19 protein-coding genes and 1 tRNA gene are annotated in these 18,882 nt (G+C 70.9%); 13 read left to right on the top strand and 7 right to left on the bottom strand.

Annotation, left to right across the window (positions count from 1 at the left end; genetic code table 11):
* Nucleotides 1-41: 41 nt before the first annotated feature.
* The 6 genes from EG812_RS09565 (at nucleotide 42) to EG812_RS09540 (ending at nucleotide 4,268) form a co-directional block, all read left to right on the top strand.
* On the top strand, nucleotides 42-446 hold the full coding sequence (locus tag EG812_RS09565; protein WP_043725901.1) for a hypothetical protein: 405 nt from the start codon (nucleotides 42-44) through the stop codon (nucleotides 444-446).
* Nucleotides 447-559: 113 nt separating this feature from the next.
* Nucleotides 560-1,222, top strand: a complete 663-nt coding sequence (locus EG812_RS09560) for an Abi family protein (protein ID WP_126711354.1) — start codon at nucleotides 560-562, stop codon at nucleotides 1,220-1,222.
* Nucleotides 1,223-1,239: 17 nt separating this feature from the next.
* The gene (locus EG812_RS09555) at nucleotides 1,240-2,649 is read left to right on the top strand and encodes a class II fumarate hydratase (RefSeq protein ID WP_199743834.1); all 1,410 of its coding nucleotides are present in this window, start codon (nucleotides 1,240-1,242) and stop codon (nucleotides 2,647-2,649) included.
* 698 nt (nucleotides 2,650-3,347) lie between these two features.
* Nucleotides 3,348-3,698 (top strand): Scr1 family TA system antitoxin-like transcriptional regulator, encoded by a 351-nt coding sequence (locus EG812_RS09550; RefSeq protein WP_126711352.1) that lies wholly within the window; start codon nucleotides 3,348-3,350, stop codon nucleotides 3,696-3,698.
* Nucleotides 3,689-3,871, top strand: a complete 183-nt coding sequence (locus EG812_RS09545) for a DUF397 domain-containing protein (RefSeq protein WP_126711351.1) — start codon at nucleotides 3,689-3,691, stop codon at nucleotides 3,869-3,871. The genes EG812_RS09550 and EG812_RS09545 overlap by 10 nt, the downstream gene beginning before the upstream one ends.
* A gap of 1 nt (nucleotide 3,872) precedes the next feature.
* On the top strand, nucleotides 3,873-4,268 hold the full coding sequence (locus EG812_RS09540) for a TIGR03618 family F420-dependent PPOX class oxidoreductase (protein ID WP_233579434.1): 396 nt from the start codon (nucleotides 3,873-3,875) through the stop codon (nucleotides 4,266-4,268).
* A gap of 73 nt (nucleotides 4,269-4,341) precedes the next feature.
* Here the strand turns inward: EG812_RS09540 and EG812_RS09535 are convergent, their stop codons facing one another.
* Entirely contained in the window at nucleotides 4,342-4,887 is a 546-nt protein-coding gene (locus EG812_RS09535) for a CGNR zinc finger domain-containing protein (RefSeq protein ID WP_013736214.1), read from the bottom strand.
* An 83-nt stretch (nucleotides 4,888-4,970) separates the two neighbouring features.
* On the opposite strand from EG812_RS09535, the gene EG812_RS09530 reads away from it, so the two are divergent.
* The 3 genes from EG812_RS09530 to EG812_RS09520 are packed head-to-tail and all read left to right on the top strand — an operon-like array spanning nucleotide 4,971 to nucleotide 8,402.
* On the top strand, nucleotides 4,971-5,930 hold the full coding sequence (locus EG812_RS09530; RefSeq protein WP_126711349.1) for an EamA family transporter: 960 nt from the start codon (nucleotides 4,971-4,973) through the stop codon (nucleotides 5,928-5,930).
* Nucleotides 5,931-5,943: 13 nt separating this feature from the next.
* Nucleotides 5,944-6,687: an HAD family hydrolase gene (locus tag EG812_RS09525; RefSeq protein ID WP_126711348.1), complete on the top strand. Its 744-nt coding sequence runs from the start codon at nucleotides 5,944-5,946 to the stop codon at nucleotides 6,685-6,687.
* Between the two features lie 35 nt (nucleotides 6,688-6,722).
* On the top strand, nucleotides 6,723-8,402 hold the full coding sequence (locus EG812_RS09520) for a S8 family serine peptidase (protein ID WP_050814802.1): 1,680 nt from the start codon (nucleotides 6,723-6,725) through the stop codon (nucleotides 8,400-8,402).
* Nucleotides 8,403-8,597: 195 nt separating this feature from the next.
* Here the strand turns inward: EG812_RS09520 and EG812_RS09515 are convergent, their stop codons facing one another.
* A complete protein-coding gene (locus EG812_RS09515) occupies nucleotides 8,598-9,563 on the bottom strand; it encodes a PDDEXK family nuclease (protein ID WP_126711347.1) in 966 nt (321 codons plus the stop codon).
* Between the two features lie 331 nt (nucleotides 9,564-9,894).
* Nucleotides 9,895-10,530 (bottom strand): IclR family transcriptional regulator, encoded by a 636-nt coding sequence (locus EG812_RS09510; protein WP_013736209.1) that lies wholly within the window; start codon nucleotides 10,528-10,530, stop codon nucleotides 9,895-9,897.
* Between the two features lie 330 nt (nucleotides 10,531-10,860).
* Here EG812_RS09510 and cysS point away from each other — a divergent pair, with 330 nt between their 5' ends.
* A complete protein-coding gene (gene cysS, locus EG812_RS09505) occupies nucleotides 10,861-12,276 on the top strand; it encodes a cysteine--tRNA ligase (protein WP_126711346.1) in 1,416 nt (471 codons plus the stop codon).
* Complete coding sequence (gene rlmB, locus EG812_RS09500; protein WP_013736207.1) at nucleotides 12,276-13,397, top strand: 23S rRNA (guanosine(2251)-2'-O)-methyltransferase RlmB; 1,122 nt, start codon at nucleotides 12,276-12,278, stop codon at nucleotides 13,395-13,397. The genes cysS and rlmB overlap by 1 nt, the downstream gene beginning before the upstream one ends.
* A 76-nt stretch (nucleotides 13,398-13,473) precedes the next feature.
* On the opposite strand, the gene EG812_RS09495 is transcribed toward rlmB, so the two are convergent.
* Entirely contained in the window at nucleotides 13,474-14,565 is a 1,092-nt protein-coding gene (locus tag EG812_RS09495; RefSeq protein ID WP_013736206.1) for an ABC transporter ATP-binding protein, read from the bottom strand.
* Nucleotides 14,566-14,881: 316 nt separating this feature from the next.
* Here EG812_RS09495 and EG812_RS09490 point away from each other — a divergent pair.
* A tRNA-Thr gene (locus EG812_RS09490) sits at nucleotides 14,882-14,958 on the top strand.
* A 157-nt stretch (nucleotides 14,959-15,115) separates the two neighbouring features.
* A complete protein-coding gene (locus EG812_RS09485) occupies nucleotides 15,116-15,883 on the top strand; it encodes an enoyl-CoA hydratase/isomerase family protein (RefSeq protein WP_126711345.1) in 768 nt (255 codons plus the stop codon).
* A gap of 70 nt (nucleotides 15,884-15,953) precedes the next feature.
* Here the strand turns inward: EG812_RS09485 and EG812_RS09480 are convergent, their stop codons facing one another.
* The 3 genes from EG812_RS09480 to EG812_RS09470 form a co-directional block, all read right to left on the bottom strand.
* Nucleotides 15,954-16,397 (bottom strand): HNH endonuclease, encoded by a 444-nt coding sequence (locus EG812_RS09480; protein WP_013736204.1) that lies wholly within the window; start codon nucleotides 16,395-16,397, stop codon nucleotides 15,954-15,956.
* Nucleotides 16,398-16,732: 335 nt separating this feature from the next.
* Entirely contained in the window at nucleotides 16,733-18,259 is a 1,527-nt protein-coding gene (locus tag EG812_RS09475; RefSeq protein ID WP_126711344.1) for an FAD-dependent oxidoreductase, read from the bottom strand.
* A 109-nt stretch (nucleotides 18,260-18,368) separates the two neighbouring features.
* A complete protein-coding gene (locus EG812_RS09470; protein ID WP_013736202.1) occupies nucleotides 18,369-18,848 on the bottom strand; it encodes an MSMEG_6728 family protein in 480 nt (159 codons plus the stop codon).
* Nucleotides 18,849-18,882 lie beyond the last annotated feature (34 nt).

The raw sequence follows: 18,882 nt of genomic DNA, 5'->3' as shown, positions 1-18,882 counted from the left end.
TCTGATGGCGTACTCTCCTGTGTGAGCAGGGGGGTGTGCACATGCCGCAGATCGAAGTTGACGACGCGACTGATAGGTACCTGACCTTCGCGGCGGGCATCACCGGCATGACGAAGGGGCAGTTGGTGGCTCGCCTTGTGGAGCAAGCCCAAGCGGCTGCAGCGCCGGAGCCGGCTACGCCAGATGGTGATGAGCCGGCTTCGGTGCGGGTCTACGCGGACTATGCAGGCCACCGCACCTATGGGATGTTCGTGCCCGGGCCAGGACGAATCGAGATCACATCGGGTCCGCTGGCCGGCCGTTCCTTCCGGACTCCCAGCCAGGCTGCGCGGGAAATCGTCCAGCACTACAACCCGGCCGTAAGCCCGCACCGCAACGGCTGGAGCTTTTTCTTCGTCGCCGCGACCGGCGCCCCGTTGCAGAGCCTCCGGCACCGGTCGGTCTGAGCGGCCGTCCTGCTGTTTCTGACAAGGCAATGCCCCGGGTTGCTTGCAAGCAGAGGCAACATCCGGGGCGTACGCATGAACTTTACCCCAGAACGACAAGAAGGGCGACTGTGATGGCCGACATCGTGGCGCTGGAGAGGGCTCTCTCGGCAGGTCGGCTTGAGCCGTACGTCAAGGCGGCCGGAGGCGGGCTCGCCGAAGGAATCCAACTCTACGAGTGGAACACGGCTGTGTCCGCTGCGTTCTTCGAGGTGCTGGGGCACTTCGAAGTGGTGCTGCGTAACGCGCTCCATGAACAACTCAGGGTGCTGGGCGGGCGGGAGGACTGGTGGTTGGCGCCGCGGTTCGACTTCACCCCTCCTGCCAACGACATGATCGCCAAGGCATGTGCCGAGATGGGGCGCAGAGGCGCCAGCGGCAGCCCGGGCCATGTGGTGGCAGCCTTGCCGTTTGGCTTCTGGGTCGCACTGCTGAGCGCCGGTGGCGACTGCAACTACGAGATGTCGCTCTGGCGGCCGGGTCTCCGCCAAGCCTTCCCTGGATACAGCGGAACCAGAGCGAGGCTGCACCCCCGCTTGAACACTCTTCGACTGCTCCGGAACCGGATCGCCCACCACGAACCGATCTACCGGCGGCACCTGGCGGCTGACCACGACACCGTGCTTGAGGTGGTGGGGTGGACCGTCCCCGGATTTGCCAATTGGATGCGGCAGCGGAGCCGGGTGCCCAACTTCCTCGCCCAGCGCCCGTTTTCTGCCGAGCCGCCCTGCGATTAGCTCTTGGTCCCGGCAGGATGGTAGGCGTGACGACTCCAGAGGCGGCGGGCTACCGGATCGAACGCGACTCGATGGGCGAGGTGGAGGTGCCCGCCGATGCGCTGTGGCGGGCCCAGACACAGCGGGCGGTGCAGAACTTCCCGATCTCGGGTCGGGGCATCGAGCCCGCCCAGATCCGGGCGCTGGCCCAGATCAAGGGGGCGGCGGCCGAGGTCAACGGCGATCTGGGGGTGATCGACGCGAACGTGGCCGCGTCGATCGCCGCCGCCGCCGCGCACGTGGCCGACGGCGGGTACGACGACCAGTTCCCGATCGACGTGTTCCAGACCGGCTCCGGCACCTCGTCGAACATGAACACCAACGAGGTGATCGCCACGCTGGCCAGCCGTGAGCTGGGCCGCGACGTGCACCCCAACGACGACGTCAACGCCTCCCAGTCCAGCAACGACGTCTTCCCGTCCTCGATCCACCTGGCCGCCACCGAGGCCGTCGCCCGTGACCTGCTGCCGGCGCTGGACCACCTGGCCGGCGCGCTGCAAGCCAAGGCCACGGAGTTCGAGACAGTGGTCAAGGCGGGACGTACCCACCTGATGGACGCCACGCCGGTGACCCTGGGGCAGGAGTTCGGCGGGTACGCCGCCCAGGTCCGCTACGGCATCGAGCGGCTGGACGGGGTGCTGCCCCGGCTGGCCGAACTGCCGTTGGGCGGCACCGCGGTGGGTACCGGCATCAACACCCCCCTGGGCTTCGCCGCCCGGGTGATCGAGAAGCTGCGCGACTCCACCGGGCTGCCGTTGACCGAGGCACGTAACCACTTCGAGGCGCAGGGCGCACGGGACGCGCTGGTGGAGGCGTCGGGTCAGCTGCGTACCGTCGCGGTTGGTCTTTACAAGATCGCCAACGACATCCGGTGGATGGGCTCGGGCCCCCGCGCCGGCCTGCGTGAGCTGCGCATCCCCGACCTCCAACCCGGCTCGTCGATCATGCCCGGCAAGGTCAACCCGGTGGTCTGCGAGGCGGTCCGGCAGGTCTGCGCGCAGGTGATCGGCAACGACGCGACGGTGGCCTTCGCCGGCTCGCAGGGCGACTTCGAACTCAACGTGATGCTCCCGGTGATGGGCCGCAACCTGCTCGAATCCATCCGGCTGCTGGCCGCGTCGAGCCGCCTGCTCGCCGACCGCTGCGTGGTCGGCCTGGTCGCGGACGCCGAGGTCTGCCTGTCGTACGCCGAAGGCTCGCCGTCGATCGTCACCCCCCTCAACCGCTACCTGGGGTACGACGAGGCCGCCTCGATCGCCAAGGAGGCGCTGGCCAAGCAGACCTCCATCAGGGAGGTGGTGATCTCCCGTGGCCATGTCGACTCCGGCAAGCTCACCGAGGTCCAGTTGGACGAGGCCCTGGACCTGCTCCGGATGACCCACCCCTGACCGCCCCTCGGTCCGGTGTCGGTCGGTTGCCGGCTGCATTCCGGCGGAATGGCGGTATCCACCCGCATTTGATACCGCCGTTGCGCCGAAACGGTGTGGATCAACGTGGTTGGCACTGTCGCATGACGGTCCGGGCAGTTGCGCCAGCGCAGCCCGCAGGAGCAGTAAGCACGCAGCCCGCGCCAGATCCGGCGGTGCCGGGGCGCGAGAGGTATCGAGCGCTGGTTGCGGGCCATCCGGAACGTCCCGAAGAAGCGGGGCCGCCAAGCGGATCGGAACATGGCGCAGCCTTCCGTTCGAGCTGGGGTCGGGGTTGGGCTGGTCGGATCGGGGCCGGACCGGCTGAGTTGGGCCGGGGTTGGGGCTGGGCTGATCGTGTGCCTGCGCCCGGGTGGTGGGACCGCCGGCCGGGGGAGCGGGCGGTCCCACCTCGACGTCGCGACTCGGGGGATGAGCGGCGAGCGTCGCGCTTCACAGTCTGCTGAGGTGACCATTACGGTCGGAAGGGTTTGGCCGTGCTGTCCGAGGCCCACTGTGGCCGGGCCGGGTTGCCGGTGGCGGTGCGCTGTAGTCGATCGACCGATTCCTGGAGGGCGGCTGGAAATGGCGAGTGGACAGCTGACAGCGGCGGCCTTCCTGGTCGCGGAGCTGCGTCGGGCAATCAGGCGGTGCTGTCGGGTGACTCCTCGCCTCACCTGGTGGCGATCATCGATGAGGCGGCCATTCGCCGATGTGTCGGAGACCGGAAGGTCATCTCCGAGCAGGTGTCGCACCTCGTGCAGGTCGCCAGCGAGCATCCCCGGGTGCGGCTACACGTCATCCCGCAAGCGGCGGCGGAGCACCCCGGCCTGGGCGGCCCCTTCCTTCTGGCCACGGCGAGGGATGGCACCGACAGCGCCTTCCTCGGCAGCCACATCGGTGGACAGGAAGTGGACCGGTCGGCGGATCTCGATCTTCTGAGGCAGGTGTGGGAGGTTTGTCTGGGCGAGGCGTACACGCCTACCCAGTCGATCGAGTTGATGAGGGACGTGGCCGAGTCATGGAACTGACTGGTGCCCGGTGGCGCAAGAGCAGTCGTAGTGCGCAGTCGAACGACTGTGTCGAGGTGGCTACGAATGTGCCTGGGGTGGTGGGGGTGCGGGACAGCAAGGACGCTGCGGGGGCGGTGCTGACCTTTGAGGCGTACGCCTGGCGGGTTTTTGTCGCCGCACCGCCGCGCTGACGTGGTCACCGCACCCGGCGCGGAGGTGCGGGAGCGGTTGGAGCGCGAGCGCGTCGTCTGGCTCTGCACGCTGCGGCCGGACGGCTCGCCGCACCTGACGCCGGTCTGGTTCCTCTACCTCGACGGCGAGTGGTGGATCGGCACCGGCGAGCGCAACCGGAAGGTCCGCAACGTCGCCGCCGACCCTCGCGTGTCGCTCGCGCTACCGGACGGGGACGCGCCGGTCGTCGCCGAAGGCTCGGCGCGCATCGTGCGCCAGCCGTTCCCGGCCGCCGTCGTCGACGGCCTGCGGCACCGGTACGACGGGTGGGACGTCACAGTGGACGGCCCGGACGGACGGTACGTGCTGCTCCGGATCGCGGTGACCCGCTGGCTGATGGCCGGACGCGCCCACTGATCGCCCAATGCGGGGCCTCTGGGTGCGATTCCTGTTGCTCTGGCGGACAACGAACGCACCCAGAGGCGAGGGCTCAGCTGCGGGCGGCGGCTTTGCGGGCGCGGTAGGCGTTGACTGCTGCGCGGTTGCCGCAGCCGGCTTCGCAGAATCGGCGGGAGCGGTTCTTCGACAGGTCGACAAGCACGTTGTCGCAGTCGGGGTACTCGCAGGTGCGTAGCCTGCGCAGTTCGCCGCCGCGCACCACGTCGGCGATCGCCATCGCCGCCTCGACCGCCATCCTGGTGGCCAGCGGGGCATCCCGAGGCACGGCGTGCAGGTGGTACGGCTCGTCGTCGTGGGTGATGAGCTGGGGCAGGGCACGGTGTTCGCGGAGCAGTCCGTTGACGATCGAGACGATCTCGTCGACGTCGGCGTGCCAGATGCGGCGCAGCCGGGGGCGCAGGGCGCGTACGGCCCGCAGTTCCGCTTCGGTGTGTTCGTGGCGTCCGGAGTAGGAGTGGACGGTGAAGAAGTCGTTCAGAGCAGCCACGTCGGGCAGCCCTTCGTCGCCCTGGCCGGCGGTGTTGACCAACGCGGCGGTGGCGATCAGGGAGCTCTCGGTGTCATGAGCGAAGGGCAACTTGACTCCTGTCCTGGCCTGACTCTAGCGTCATCGGCGTAACCATAGTTTGCCTATGTCAAGGCGCCGTGCCAAGGAGAGCCATGCGTCAATCACCCGTCGCCGGTGCCGGCCTCGCGCTGGCCCTGCTCTCCGCGGTCACCTTCGCCACCTCGGGTACCTTCGCCCGATCCCTGATCAACGCCGGCTGGTCGGCCGAATCGGTGGTCATCGCCCGCGTCGGCCTCGCCGCTCTGGTGCTGGCGACACCCGCGTTGCTCGTCATGCGGGGCCGGTGGCCGGTGCTGCGCCGCAACCTCGCCTCGATCGGTGTCTTCGGGGTGCTGGGGGTGTCGGTCGCCCAGGTCTGCTTCTTCAACGCGGTGCGCTACCTGCCGGTCGGCGTCGCACTGCTGCTGGAGTACCTCGGCATCATCCTCGTCGTCGGGTGGACCTGGCTGGTGCAGGGGCAGCGTCCGCGTCGGCTGACCGTGGCCGGTTCGGTGGCGGCCCTGGCCGGCCTCTTCTTCGTGCTCGACCTGACCGGTGCGGGCCGACTCGACCCGATCGGGGTGCTCTGGGGGCTGGGCGCGGCGGTCGGGCTCGCCGGCTACTTCGTACTCGCCGGGCGGGTCGACTCCGCGCTGCCGTCGGTGGTCATGGCCAGTGGCGGCATGGCGGTCGGTGCCGCGGTGCTGCTGGCGCTCGGCCTGGTCGGCGCGCTGCCGCTGCGGGCCAGCTTCGGCACGGTGCAGTTCGGCGGGCAGGAAATGAGCTGGGTGGTGCCGATCGCCGGCCTGGTGCTGGTCGCGGCGGTGGTCGCCTACCTGGCCGGGATCGCCGCGACCCGTGTGCTGGGTGCCCGGATGGCCTCCTTCGTGGGGCTGACCGAGGTGATGTTCGCGGTGCTGATCGCCTGGCTGGTGCTTGGCGAACTGCCCACTGTGGTGCAACTGTTCGGCGGGGCGTTGATCGTCGCCGGAGTGGCGCTGGTCCGCATCGACGAACTACGCGCACCCGCCCTACCCGAGCAGCCGAAGGCAGCGGAGCCGGCCCTCACGTGACACCCTGGTCGGCATGCTGAGCGCGGTGGTGTTCGACGCCGACGAGACTCTGCTCGATCTGCGCCCGGCCGTCACCGGTGGGTTGGCGGCCGTACTCGACGAGATGCGGCGGCTGACCCCGGCGGCGGCCGAGGTGTCGCTCGCCGACCTCGAATCGGACTGGGGTGCCGTCTTCGGCGACATGGCCTCGGCGCCGGTGATGGAGATCCGTCGGGCGGCACTGCACCGTTCGCTGGCTCGGGCGGGCCTTGGCGACCACCTGGACGAGTTGGCCAAGGTCTTTTTCGCCCGCCGGTTCGCGCTCACCCGACCCTTCCCGGACGTGCTGCCCGCACTGGCCACCCTGCGGCAACGGTGGATGCTCGGCTTTGCCACCAACGGCAACAGCCGCGCCGAACGCTGCGGGCTCGCCGGTGAGTTCGCCTTCGAGGTGTACGCACACGAGAACGGCCTGCCGAAGAAGCCCGCACCGGAGTTCTACGCCGGGGTGTGTGAGGCGGCCGGAGTGGCGACACCTTCGCAGGTGGTGTACGTCGGCGACAACTTTGCCTTGGACGTGGTCGCCGCCCAGCGGGCCGGGTTGCGGGCGGTCTGGCTGAACCGGCGGGGCGAGTCGCTTCCCCCTGATGTGCTGCCGGATGCGGCAGTTTGCTCCCTCGCCGAGCTGCCCGCTGTCCTGGTCGGCCTTTCCGGCGAAGCGGACTTTTTACTTCCTAGCGGATATCGGTCTGGCGAAACGTCATGCGTTGATGTCTGATGACGCCACGTCCCTCAACGAGAGGATTCGATGTGGTGAGCAAGCGCTTCACCGTCGGTGTCGTCGCGACCGCGGCGGCACTGGCACTCACGGTGACCGGCCTGGGCGTGCCCGCTGGTGCCGAACCGTCCGGCGTTGCCCGGACCTTCACCGTGGTGGCGGAGGACGGGGTCTCCGCCGACGCCGCCATCGCCGCGATCCGGTCGGCCGGCGGGACCGTGGTGTCCCGTACCGACGAGGTCGGTGTGTACCAGGTGACCAGCGACCGGGCCGACTTCGCGACGAAGGCGACCGCCGCCGCCGCCCTGATCGGCGCCGCCGAGGAGAAGGCCATCGGCCGTAAGCCCAAGCTGGACCGGGTCGAGCAGGAACACCTGCTGGCGGTCGCTGCGGCCAAGGGGGCCGGCAAGCAGCGGGGCAAGAAGCTGGACCCGCTGGACGACAAGCTCTGGGGCCTGGAGATGATCCGGGCCGACAAGGCGCGCAAGATCGAGCCGGGTGACCGGCGGGTCACCGTCGGCGTCCTGGACACCGGCGTCGACGCCAGCCACCCGGACATCGCGCCGAACTTCAACTGGGCGCTGTCCCGCAACTTCGCGCCCGACATCCCCGAGATCGACGGGCCGTGCGAGGTGCCGAGCTGCCTCGACCCGGCTGGCACCGACGACGGCGGACACGGTACGCACGTCGCCGGCACCATCGGCGCTGCCGCCAACGGCTTCGGCCTCTCCGGCGTGGCCCCGAAGGTCTCCCTGGTCAATCTCAAGGGCGGCCAGGACTCCGGTTACTTCTTCCTCAACCCGGTGGTCAACGCGCTGCTGCACGCCGGCAAGTCGGGCCTTGACGTGGTCAACATGTCCTTCTACGTGGACCCGTGGCTCTACAACTGCACGGCGAACCCGGCTGACTCGCCGGAGGCGCAGGCCGCGCAGCGGGCCACCATCCGGGCCATGAAGCGGGCGCTGACCTTCGCCCACGACCGGGGCGTCACCCTGGTCGGTGCGCTCGGCAACAACCACGAAGACCTGGGCGACCCGCGTACGGACGTCTCCAGCCCGAACTACGGGGACGTCGCGCCGTACCCCCGCGAGATCGACAACAACAGCTGCTGGGACCTGCCCACCGAGGGGCCGCACGTCATCAGCGTCTCGTCGGTCGGGCCGTCGGGTAAGAAGGCGGACTACTCCAACTACGGCACCGAGCAGACCGCCATCGCCGCGCCGGGCGGTTGGTTCCGGGACGGCTTCGGCACCGACACGTTCCGCACCGACGCCAACATGATCCTGTCCACGTACCCCTTGAAGGTCCTCCAGGAGGAGGGCTCGGTCGACGAGGACGGCAACATCGTGCCGGGTGCGGAGACCTTCGTGTTCAAGGAGTGCAAGGCCAACCGGCAGTGCGCCTACTACACGTACCTCCAGGGCACCTCGATGGCCGCTCCGCACGCCTCGGGCGTCGCCGCGCTCATCGTGAGCCGGTACGGCAAGCCGCAGGGCCGGGGTGGCTTCGGCCTCGCGCCCGACGTGGTCGAACGGCACCTGCTCGGCACGGCCGCCGAGCGCGCCTGCCCCGAGCCGAGGTTGCAGACCTACACCAACGAGGGTCGGCCGGCCGAGTTCGACGCGTACTGCGCCGGCTCGCGCGACTTCAATGGCTTCTACGGCCACGGCATCATCGACGCCTACGCCGCAGTGACCACCCCGCTGCGCCGCTAGCCTCGCGGGCCCGCGCGTCCGCCGCGCGGGTTCGTGCGACCTGTCTGCGCGGCCCCGTCCGCAGTTTTCGCCGAAGTGGCGGTTACCCGAGTGCTGGGTGACCGCCACTTCGCCGTAACGGAGTGGATCACCCCCCCCGGGGGCTGCCGGGCGAGGCGGCGGGATGGGCCACCGGCCCCGGCTTGCGGCGGGTGGTCAGCGGTGCCAGCCGGCGGCGGCGAGGGCGGTACGGATCTCCCGTACGAGTCCCGGGAAGTCGTGGTGCAGGCGTCGGCTGGTCACGTGCAGCACCCGCCAGCCGGCCGCCACCAACTGGTTGAGCCGCTGCCGGTCGAGGTGGAGCTGGTCGGGATCGCTGTGCCAGAGCCCGTCGTACTCGACGGCCACCCGGTATTCGGGCCAGCACAGGTCAGGGTGCAGGATCCGCCCGGTGGCCAGCCGCACCGGATGTTGGGTGACCGGTCGGGGCAGCCCCGCCAGGATCAGCCGGACCCGTAGCTGCGACTCGGGCGGCGACTGCGCACCCGCATCGGTCAGGCCGAACACCCACTCGGCCCGTCGGCCCCCGGGCCGGCCCGCGTTCGCCCTGGCCATGGCGTCCAGCCGGGTGTGGTCGACCAACTCCTGCCGGAGCATGGCGTCGATGATGCCGACCGCCTGTACCGGCTCCAGCCACACCGCGCATTCCCAGGCCGCGCAGATGACATCCGACCGGAGCAAGGGCTGCGAGCCCACCGGTCCCGCGACGGCGACAGGCCGACAGGCGTGCTCGGCGGACGCGGGCGCGGGCGCGGGCGCGGGTTGCGGCGGCTGGCGTGGACCGAGGGTGTGCACCCGGATGCCGCGCTGCGAGCCGAGCCGGAACTGCATCGGTGCCAGCACGTGAACCTCGTCGGTGAAGGTCGCGGCGTGCTCGATGCCGTGCAGGTAGGCCGCTGAGGGTCCGGCCATCAGCACGCCGGGTGGTAATCGCAGCGAGGCCGCTCGGCAGAGCAACTCGTGATCGCGGTCGAGGCGGGCGTCGGCGTACACGTCGTGCATCAGACGGACCCAGGACGCACCGCGAAGCTGGTGCCGGGTGATCAGGCGGTCGCGGATCGCCTCGGAACCGCGGAACACCTGCCACGCGAGGGCGGCCGGCCGGTACGGGGAAGGAGGCATGCCTCCACCGTGCGGCCTACCGTCAGCCCTGCGGCACCCCTGTGGACAACGGTCGCTCTCATGATCGACCACCCCTGTGGACAACACCCACGCCACAGCCCGGCCGTGGTATGGGCCCGCGCCACCCCGTCATGGACGTCCGGCACGCCACGGGCTCGCTGAGGTGGGGAGGCTCTCGCCGTTACGGCGGAATTGCGGTTTCCGGCGCTCCCGGATACCCCCGTTCCGCCGTGACGGTGCCGGCCAGAGGCCCGGGACCGGCCAGCCGGGCCGTTGGACCAGGCCGGCGGGGTGGGAGCGAGGGCCGGTGTCGGCGGAGGGCGAGGTGGTGTCAGCGGAGGGCGGCGGCGATCGCGGTGGCGGCGGCGAGGACCTGGGCGCCGACCGCGTCGGCGTCGAGTGGGGCGAGCGCGACCACGCCGACGCTCGCCTCCAGGCCGGGCACACCGAGGACCGGGGCTGCCACCCCGTACGCACCGGGTTGCAACTCGCCGACGGTGCTCACCGGGCCGGCGACGCCGGACCGCCCGGCGAGGATGGCCTGCCCGGCCGCGCCTCGTTCCAGCGGGTGCCGGGCTCCGGTGCGGTACGCCACGTGGAACGAGGTCCAGCTTGGCTCGACCACGGCCAGCGCGACCCCCTCGCCGCCCTCGACCACGGTCAGGTGTGCGGTCGCGCCGGCCTGCTCGGCGAGGCGTCGTAGGGCCGGCAGCGCGCCCTCGGCGAGCAGTGGTTGCGCGCGCCGGGCCAGGTGCAGCACCCCGGCGCCCAGGCGCAGCCGACCGTCAGTGTCCCGGCGAAGCATCCCGTGCCCGGCCAATGGTGTGACCAGGCGGTAGACCGCCGCCCGGCCGATGCCCAGCCGGTTCGCCGCCTCGGTGACGGTGAGCCCGCCGGGCGCGTCGGCGACGAGGTGCAGCAGCCGCAGCCCCCGGTCCAGCGTCTGCGAAGTCTCCCCACCCGGCACAACCACCCCGCCCCCACCCGTGCCGCCGGTAGCGCCCGGACCGCCGGTAGTGACCGGACCGCGGGTAGTGCCCGGACCGCCGGAAGCACCCGTGCCGGTAACACCTGCACCGCCGGAGGCACCCGCGCTGGTAGCGGGGCCGCCGATGGCGGGGCCGGCGGGTTCGCCGCTCGGTACGTCTGCGGTCGGCTTGCTGCCGCCTGCCGTGCCGCGATGGGGCGTGGCAGGGGTGGGCGGGTCGGTGCCGGGGGCCGCGGGGGAAGTCACGATCAGCAGCGTACGACCCGGCTCCGGCGGACCGGGAAAACGACGGACGGCTACCCTTGTACGGTGACGCTTCGCCTGTACGACACCGCCACCCGATCGGTGCGGGACTTCGTCCCGCAGGAAGCCGGCAAGGTGGGGGTCTACCTGTGTGGGCTCACCCTTCAGGCGCCGCCGCACATCGGCCATCTTCGTTCCGGTGTGAACTATGACGTGCTGCGTCGTTGGCTGCTGGCCGCCGGTTTCGAGGTCACCTTCATCCGGAACGTCACCGACATCGACGACAAGATCCTGATCAAGGCGCAGGAGCAGGAGCGGCCGTTCTGGTCGATCGCGTACGCCAACGAGTTGAAGCTCGCCGAGGCGTACCGGGCGTTGAACGTGTTGCCGCCGACCTATGAGCCGCGGGCCACCGGGCACATTCCGGAGATGCACCAGCTGATCGCGCAGTTGATCGAGCGGGGGCACGCATATCCGGCCACCGACGACTCCGGCGACGTGTACTTCGACGTGCGTTCGTGGCCGGCGTACGGCGCGCTGTCCAACCAGTCGCCGGACGAGATGCAGTCCGCCGCCGACGCCCCCGAGCGCGGTAAGCGCGACCCGCGTGACTTCGCGCTCTGGAAGGGTGTCAAGCCGGGCGAGCCGGCGGACGCCTACTGGCCGTCGCCGTGGGGGTTGGGCCGGCCCGGTTGGCACATCGAGTGCTCGGCGATGTGCTGGCGGTACCTGGGTGCGGAGTTCGACATCCACGGCGGTGGGCTCGACCTGATTTTTCCGCACCATGAGAACGAACTGGCCCAGTCCCAGGCCGCCGACCTGCCTTTCGCCCGCTACTGGGTGCATCACGGTCTGCTCGGCATCGGCGGCACCAAGATGGGCAAGTCCCTGGGCAACGCCCTCGACCTGGCGTACGTCGCCGGGCTCGGGGTACGCCCGGTCGAACTGCGTTACTACTACGTCGCCGCGCACTACCGCTCCCGGATCGACTACTCCGAGGAGGCACTGCGCGAGGCGGCCGTGGCGTACCGGCGGATCGAGGGCTTCGTGCAGCGCTCCGTCGAGCGGGTGGGTGTCGGGCAGCTCGGCGAGGTGCCGGCCGCGTTCGCCGCAGCGATGGACGACGACCTGAACACCTCCGCCGCGTTGGCGGTGCTGCACGACGTACTGCGGGACGGCAACAACGCGTTGGCCGGCGGTGACGATGTGACCGTACGCACGGCGCTCGCCAGTGTCCGCACGATGCTGGATATCCTCGGCGTCGACCCCCTCGACCCGGCCTGGACCGGCGGTGCCCGGGCGAGTGACCTCCGTGGTGTGGTCGACTCCCTGGTCGCCCTCGCTCTGGAACAGCGTGCGCAGGCCCGTGTCCGCAAGGACTGGGCCGCCGCCGACGCGCTGCGGGACCAGCTCAAGCGGGCCGGAGTGGTGGTCGAGGACACCCCACAGGGCCCGCGTTGGACAATTGGAGAGCATGACTGATGGCCGGCAATTCGCAGCGCCGTGGCCGGCGGGTGGCGTCGAAGGCGAGCGCACCCAAGGGCTCCGGCGGCAAGAACAAGGATTCCCTCGCCGGTCGGGGCCGTACCCTGCCCGCCGACGAGCGGCCGTGGCACAAGGGGTACTCCGGCACGGAGAAGGTGCCCCAGCGCACCGCCTGGAAGCAGGAGAAGGAACGCCGGGCGGCGGCCGAGGAGGGGCGCGCTCCCAAGATCGGCAAGCCGGGCACCAAGGACACCACCTGGGGTCGGGGCGGCGGCCGGGGTACGCCCACCCCGAAGCCCGCTCGCGGCAAGCAGCCCGCCGGGCGTGGTGGTCCCCGGGTCGCGCCCGGGCGTAAGTCGAACCCGGCCAAGGACGCGCCGGAGCTGCTGGTCGGGCGTAACCCGGTGCTGGAGGCGTTGCGCGCCCAGGTACCGGCGACGGCGCTCTACACCGCCCAGGGCATCGACATGGATGACCGGGTCAACGAGATCATCCGTACCGCCGCCGACCGGGGCATCGCCATCCTTGAGATCAGCCGCGCCGAGCTGGACCGGATGACCGGGGGCGTGCTGCACCAGGGCGTCGGCCTTCAGGTGCCGCCGTTCGCGTACGAGCCGTTCGAGGATCTGGTCGCCGCCGCGTTGGAGCAGTCGGCGCCGCTGCTGGTGGCGTTGGACGGGGTCACCGACCCGCGCAACCTCGGCGCGGTGATCCGGTCGGCCGCCGCGTTCGGCGCGCAGGGTGTCTTCGTACCGGAGCGGCGGGCGGCCGGGATCACCGCGACCGCCTGGCGGACCAGCGCCGGTGCGGCCGCGCGGGTGCCGGTGGCCCAGGTCACCAACCTGACCCGGTCGTTGAAGGCGTGCCGGGACGCCGGCTTCATGGTGGTCGGCCTGGACGCCGACGGCGAAACCGACCTGTACGACCTGGAGGCCGCGGTCGGTCCGCTGGTCGTGGTGGTCGGCTCGGAGGGACGCGGGCTGTCCCGGCTGGTCGGGCAGACCTGTGACCTGACCGTCAGCATCCCGATGGTTTCCGAGGTGGAGTCGCTGAACGCGAGCGTGGCCGCTGCGGTCACCCTCGCCGAGGTGGCGCGTCGCCGGGCCGTCGAGGGCTGACGCCTGCGGCACTGCCTGCCACAGCAGGACGACGAAAGGGGCGGCCCGGCGGGCCGCCCCTTTGTCAGTTGCTGTCTCAGATGCGCTTGCCCGTGGTGGCGTGGAAGGCGTGGTTCTGGCCGGCGCGCGGCTTGACGAAGATCGTCTCGCCCATGTTCGGCATGGTCCGCCGGTCGGTACGCACCACGAACCGCTCGGAGGCACCGTCCAGCGCGGCGTGACCGTAGACGTTGGCGTCCGAGCCGAGGTCCTCGACCAGCTCGACCACGACCGGCATGCCGCCCTCGGTCGGGCTGACGATGTCGCAGTCCTCCGGCCGGAAACCGACGGTGACCTTGCCGGCGCCGCCCTCGGCGTTGGCCGCCTCGACCTGCTCGCGGGTCAGCGGGATGAACATCTCGGCGAAGGCGGCACCCTGCTCGGTAAGCGGGACCGTCTTGATGTTCATGGCCGGCGAACCGATGAAGCCGGCGACGAAGACGTTGGCCGGGGTGTCGTAGAGCGCACGCGGCGTGTCGACCTGCTGGAGCACACCGTCGAGCATGACCGCCACCCGGTGACCCATGGTCATGGCCTCGACCTGGTCGTGGGTCACGTAGACGGTGGTGATGCCGAGCTTGGCCTGCAGCGACGCGATCTGGGTACGGGTCTGCACCCGCAGCTTGGCGTCGAGGTTCGACAGCGGCTCGTCCATGAGGAAGACCTGGGGCTCCCGGACGATGGCCCGGCCCATCGCGACCCGCTGACGCTGACCACCGGAGAGCGCCTTGGGCTTGCGGTTGAGGTACTCCTCCAACTGGAGCAGCGCCGCCGCCTCCTTGACCCGCCGGTCGATTTCCGACTTCGAGGTCTTGCGCAGCTTGAGGGCGAACGCCATGTTCTCGTACACCGTCATGTGCGGGTAGAGCGCGTAGTTCTGGAAGACCATCGCGATGTCGCGGGCCTTCGGCGGCAGGTGGGTGACGTCCCGGTCGTCGATGTAGATCGCGCCGTCGTCGACGTCCTCCAGGCCGGCCAGCATCCGCAGGCTGGTGGACTTACCGCAGCCGGAGGGGCCGACCAGGACGAGGAACTCCCCGTCGCCGATCTGAAGGTCGAGCTGGTTGACCGCGGGGCGTTCGGTGCCCGGGTAGATCCGGGACGCCTTCGCGTAGGTGACCGTAGCCATGAGGGGGTGCATCCTTTCACCGGCAGGAACGTGCCGGACGATCCGAGTGAAGGAGCGACCGGTGCTTGGGCGCACCGGCGCCACGGCTGTCAAGGGACGAGCCCATGTCGGCCGTGTCACTGCACGGTAAACGGCTTTTGCCACGCTGCCAAGATGCGGAACAGTGGATGGGACGGACGGCATACGCATACCGGTCAGTCGGGCACGGTCGGACACGAATCGACGTTCGCAGGTCGGGATGTTGACGTTTCCCGTGCTGGGGACCCCTGCCGGGCGGGAAAAGCGGACGCCGGTCGCTATGCTGGCCTCGGACACTGCCCCTGTAGCTCAGCTGGCCAGAGCACCCGCCTTGTAAGCGGGATGTCGCCGGTTCGATCCCGGCCGGGGGCTCCATCCGTACCACGTACGCGGCCCACCGAGCTGACACCTCGGTGGCCCGGCCGCGACGCTCCCTGCCCGGCGGGGCGGCCGGGCGGCACGGCTATCGTCGCCGTACCCGGGCAGGCGCCCTTTTGGCAGGACCGAGACCCGGCCAGAGGGGCGGTGGACAGTGGCGGACGCAGAGCTGACCGTGGCGGTGTCGGGTCAGGTGGCCACGGTGATCATCCGTAATCCGGGCAGGCGCAACGCCATGACCCTCGCCATGTGGCGGCAACTGCCCGTACTGCTGGATCACCTGGAGGCGGAACCGGCGGCACGCGCACTGGTGCTCACCGGGGCGGACGGCACCTTCTGCGCCGGTGCCGACCTCGGTGACCTGGACGAGCAGTTGTCCACCGGCGACGCCGGCATCGCCGTTGCCGCCGAGGAACGCCTGGCCGCCTTCGCCAAGCCCACCGTGGCGGCCGTCCGGGGTGCCTGCGTCGGTGGTGGCTGTCAGCTCGCGGTCGCCTGTGACCTGCGCATCACCGCCGACGACGCCAGATTCGGCGTGCCCCCGGCCCGACTCGGCCTGGTCTACCCGGCACCCACCACCCGCCGGCTGGCCCGGTTGATCGGCCCGGCGGCGGCCAAGCACCTGCTGTTCACAAGCGAACTGATCGACGCCGAGCGGGCGCAGCGGATCGGTCTGGTCGACGAGGTGCTGCCCGGCGACCGCTTGGCCGCCCGCATCGACCAGCTCACCGCCACGATCGTGGAACGCTCGCAGCTCAGCGTCGTAGCCGCGAAGGAGATCATCGACGGGCGGGCCGACGACGCCCGGGTGGACTGGTGGTACGGGCAGGTGCGGGCCAGCGGTGAGGCCCGCGAGGGCATCACCGCCTTCCACGAACGCCGCCCGCCCCGGTTCACCTGGAGCCCTCCGCCCACAGGCTGACCGGACCGGGGGCCGGCGGGTGCCGCGCCGGGAATCCGACGCCGCCCCCCGTTCCCGCCGGCCCGGCCCGTCACCGCCCGGCCAGCGCCGCCCAGCTCGGAGCGACCGGTACGCGCCGCAGCGGCATGCCCGCCTCGGCCGGCGTACGGTCGCCCTTGCGCTGGTTGCAGGCGTAGCAGGCGGCTGTCGTGTTCTTCCAGGTGTTCCGGCCACCGCGCGAGCGGGGCAGGATGTGGTCGATGGTGCTCGCCGGGCCGTCGCAGTACGCGCAGCACCGCCCGTCGCGGGCCAGCACCCCGGCGCGGGACCAGGCCGGGCCGGACGTGAAGCGCCAGCGGGTCACCACGTACCGGACGAGCCGGACCACCCGGGGCACCGGGAAGACCCCGATGACCTGGTCCGGTACGGCCTCGTGAATCTCGGCGACCCGACGGCAGAGCATCCGGATCGCGTGTTGGACGGTGACCCGGTGCAGCGGGCCGAGGTCGGCGTTGACAACGAGGACGGCGTACACCGGTGTCTCCCTCCAGGACGGTGACGGGCGAAGCGGGCCGGACAGCGACGAGCCGCCCGGTCCCAGGGCGGGTGGGCGGCTCGACGGGTACGGGTACGCGCGTCAGCCGGGCCGGCCACCTCGGTGGTGTTCCGTCAGACAACCGTCGCCGAGCAGCCACGACGGCACAGCCGAGTAGTGCTGCTTCGACATGGCTTGCTCCCGGAACGGTGGTTGACCTTGCGCGATCACGGTAGGTGTGCCCCGAGTGCCACGGCAACGCATTTCGATGCGCCCAGCCGGGGTGCGGTCAGCGCGCCCTGCCGGGGTGCGGTAAGCGTCGGCTGTCTCGTGGGTCAGCCTCGGGCGAGCAGGCCACGGGGGCGGACCGACCAGAGCGGTTCGGTGGCCGCACCCGCCGAGCGCAGGATGTGGTTCGCCGCGAGGATGCCGGTCGCCGAGGCCCGTTCCATCAGGGCGCTGGGAAAGTCGGTGTGGATGCCGTCGCCGGCCAGGTAGAGCCCGTCGGCGTCGGTGCGTACGCCCGGTCGGCGGGCATGACCGCCCGGCGCGAACGCGGGTGCCTTCGCCTCCACCCGGGCGTGCAGCTCGCGCACCCGCAGCCGGCTCACCTCCGGCCACAGCGTGGTCAGCTCGGCCCACATCCGGGCCGCCAGCTCCGTCGCGGGCACGTCCGGTTCGCAGGCGTACGCGTGCAGTTCGAGCACGCAACCGCCGGTCTGCTCGGCCCAACGTCGGCTGCCGTGCTCCAACCGGTGGTACAACGTCACCGAGTCCAGGGTGGACTGCCGGGTCACCCCGCTGAAGACCGCGCGCTGCGCGGCGACGTCCCCGTCGCACCAGTAGCGTGCCACCGCGTACGGCGGACCGGGCCTGCCGAACGCGGGCATCGCCGCCACCAGTTGCGGTGCGGCGTCGGCCAGGCCGGGGGAGGCCGCGACCAGCGCGGCGAGCGCGGGCGGGTCGAGGGCGAGCACGACGTGCCCGGCCCGGTACGCCCCCTCGGTGGCCGTCACCCGCCAACCGGCCTGCTCCCGGTGCAGCCCGGTCGCCACGACGCCGGTCAGCACCCGGCCGCCAAGGCGCTCGACGTGTCGGGTCAGCGGTGCCCAGATGGTCGTGGCGTAGTCGTCCTCCGGGCAGTCGAAGGCCAGCCCTTCCGGGTTGCCGAGCAGGTAGAAGTGGAACTGGGCGATCATTTCGGCGGCCGACATCTGCGCCTCGTGGTTGAAGAACGAGTGCGAGAAGACCTCGAACAGCATCGCGCGGGCCCGGTCCGGCAGCCGCAGCGAGGTGAGCAGGTCGTCGGCGGTGCGCTCGTCGAACTCGGCGTAGGTGCGTGTCGGGTGGTAGGTCAGCAGCGGCAGGGCGGCGTCCCGGTCCATCCCGCGCAGGTCCCGCAGCCGCACACTGGGGCTGCGGGCCAACAGGGTGAGCAGGTTCGCCGGTGGGGCGGGCGGCAGCCGGCCGAACTCCTCGGTCGGCCATTGGGCGCTGAGCACCGGGTAGCTCGGTACGGGCCGCAGAAACCGCAGCTTCGGGTCGATTCGGCGCAGGATGTTGCGCCAGTTGTAGTACTGCCGGAAGAACGCGTGGAAGCCATGCTCGTTGACCTGCCGGCTGCCGTCGTCAAGCGTCTGCGGCAAGGCGCCCAGCCGGCCGCCCAGGGTCGGCGCGGCCTCCAGCACGGTCACCTCGACACCCCGCTCGGCGAGCACCACCGCGGCGGACATGCCGGCGATCCCGCCACCGACCACAAGCGCGCTCACCGGTTGCGGTACGCGGGGCAGGCCACCGCCGCCCGACGTCACCTCGTGCCGGCGTACGCCGAGGAGCCGACCCACCACCTGCGACAGCGCCACCCGCCACCCCCTGACCCCCTCAGTCTGCCCGAGATGCCGGGAACAGTCGCGTGTTAACAAGGGGCCCTTTCACCTCGCCAGGCGTTAACAGGGTGCCCTTCCTTGCACCTCAGAGGCAGCGGCGGGGGCGGTCGGAGGGCGGCCAGACGTATTCGAGGTCGGGCGGAACGTCGTCGCCGAAGATCGGACGGTAGTGGGCGGGATCCTTGCGGATCAGCGACGAGCGGTGGCTCAGGTGCAGATCGGCGCGGCCCAGCCAGGGTGGCAGTTCCCCGGCCACCGCCAGCTCCTGCTGGGACCGGACCTGCTCGATGCCGCAGGCGGTGGCCAGGTCGGCGGACAGTGTGCCGGCGCAGGTGTCGGCCCGTCCGGCGGCACACCAGACCTCGCAGACGTCCAGCCCGTAGCGGGTCAGGGCCTCCTCGTACCCGGCCCACATCTTCACCGCCGGGTGGTTGCGCCAGCCGTAGTCGGGCCGGGTCAGCCCGCGCAGCACCTGGATCGCCTCGACCCGTTGCTTGCCCAGCCGGCGCTGGTCCAGGGCCCGGGCGCTGGCCAGGAAGTCCGGATACGGCAGGAACGTCTGCATTCCGCTGGCCTACCCGCCACGGCCCGGCTCATGC

This window comes from Verrucosispora sp. FIM060022 (assembly GCF_003977705.1).
Classification (GTDB): Bacteria; Actinomycetota; Actinomycetes; order Mycobacteriales; family Micromonosporaceae; genus Micromonospora; species Micromonospora gifhornensis.
Note: the sequence above shows the minus strand (reverse complement) of the source record. Positions and strands in the feature narration are given on the sequence as shown.

What these genes read in the sequence shown, in the direction of transcription:
- EG812_RS09555 (WP_199743834.1), top strand. Translation starts at nt 1,240, where the DNA reads ATGGTAGGCGTGACGACTCCAGAGGCGGCGGGCTACCGGATCGAACGC.
- EG812_RS09470 (WP_013736202.1), bottom strand. Translation starts at nt 18,848, where the DNA reads ATGCAGACGTTCCTGCCGTATCCGGACTTCCTGGCCAGCGCCCGGGCC.
- rlmB (WP_013736207.1), top strand. Translation starts at nt 12,276, where the DNA reads ATGGCCGGCAATTCGCAGCGCCGTGGCCGGCGGGTGGCGTCGAAGGCG.
- EG812_RS09530 (WP_126711349.1), top strand. Translation starts at nt 4,971, where the DNA reads ATGCGTCAATCACCCGTCGCCGGTGCCGGCCTCGCGCTGGCCCTGCTC.
- EG812_RS09515 (WP_126711347.1), bottom strand. Translation starts at nt 9,563, where the DNA reads ATGCCTCCTTCCCCGTACCGGCCGGCCGCCCTCGCGTGGCAGGTGTTC.
- EG812_RS09525 (WP_126711348.1), top strand. Translation starts at nt 5,944, where the DNA reads ATGCTGAGCGCGGTGGTGTTCGACGCCGACGAGACTCTGCTCGATCTG.
- EG812_RS09560 (WP_126711354.1), top strand. Translation starts at nt 560, where the DNA reads ATGGCCGACATCGTGGCGCTGGAGAGGGCTCTCTCGGCAGGTCGGCTT.
- EG812_RS09545 (WP_126711351.1), top strand. Translation starts at nt 3,689, where the DNA reads ATGGAACTGACTGGTGCCCGGTGGCGCAAGAGCAGTCGTAGTGCGCAG.
- EG812_RS09495 (WP_013736206.1), bottom strand. Translation starts at nt 14,565, where the DNA reads ATGGCTACGGTCACCTACGCGAAGGCGTCCCGGATCTACCCGGGCACC.
- EG812_RS09565 (WP_043725901.1), top strand. Translation starts at nt 42, where the DNA reads ATGCCGCAGATCGAAGTTGACGACGCGACTGATAGGTACCTGACCTTC.